2 pseudogenes are annotated in these 1,117 nt (G+C 45.9%); both read left to right on the forward strand.

Annotation, left to right across the window (positions count from 1 at the left end):
• Positions 1 to 730, forward strand: a pseudogene (gene tolA, locus CIK04_RS25635) (cell envelope integrity protein TolA); the annotation flags it as partial.
• A gap of 44 nt (positions 731 to 774) precedes the next feature.
• Positions 775 to 1,117 (forward strand): annotated as a pseudogene (locus CIK04_RS25640) (Tol-Pal system protein TolB); the annotation flags it as partial.

Raw genomic sequence — 1,117 nt, forward strand, 5'->3', positions numbered from 1 at the left:
CACAACAAGCGCGTGATGCCAAAGCGGCGCGAGAAGCCGAAGAAGTACGTAACAAAAGAACAAGAAAGAGAATCGCTGAAGAAAAGCGCGCAAAGAGAAAGAGCGTGTTGCAAAGCTTGAAGCTGAGCGAAAAACAAAAGAAGAAGCGATTAAAAAAGCGGAACAAGAACGTTTAGCGAAAGAAGCGGCTATCGCAAAAGCAGAGCAAGAACGTATTGCGAAGGAGAAAGCGGCAAAAGAAGCAGAAGAAAAAGCTCGCCGTGAAAAAGAAGCCGCCGCTAAGGCAGAGCAAGAGCGCATAGCGAAGGAAAAGCCGCTAAAGAGGCTGCAGAAAAGRCACGTAAGGAAAAAGAACGTTTAGAGCGTCTTGAGCGTGAACGGAAAGAACAAGAAGCGGCACTGAACGATATTTTTGCTGGGCTTGAAACTGAATCTAACCAAACAGCGCAGCGAGGAGCCAGCATTGTTTGGATGAAAAAATCGTTATGGTGCTATTTACACGCAACTTATTCAGCAACGCCTTCTTAAGGATGAATATCTGTTGGGAAAGTCGTGTAAGGTGAACATTAAATTGATACCAACAGGTGTCGATGCAATCGTCAATTCGGTGAGTATTTTGGAAGGGGATACCCGAGTCTGTAATGCGGCTAAGAGCGCTATTTTGCAGGTTGGTTCCTTCCCAATGCCAGCGGATGATGCAGTGAGACAAGAGCTGCGTAATATCAATTAACCGTTGATTCGAATAAAGGACTAAGACGTGAAAAACGCCTTTTGATGGGATTACTAGTAGCTGCTAAGCAGCGTCACGAATGTAGCCAATGCGGCTTTGGAATTGATCATCACCGATGGTATCGATTCAGCAAGACCAATTGCGATGTTCCTTTTAATGGCAGGACAGAAGCGCTGCCTGTTGATATTTCGTCTGTTGTCGCGTCGGATCTTCAACGCAGTGGCAAATTCAGCCCAGTTCCTACCAGCAAGATGCCCCAAACACCTTACAATGAGTCGGAAATTAACTTCGACGCATGGACTAACTTAGGTGTGGATACCTTGCTAACGGGTTCTGTGACACAAAATGAAAAAGGCGAGTACGTCATCAACTACCAGTGGTGGATGT

This window comes from Vibrio sp. 03_296, assembly GCF_002265885.1.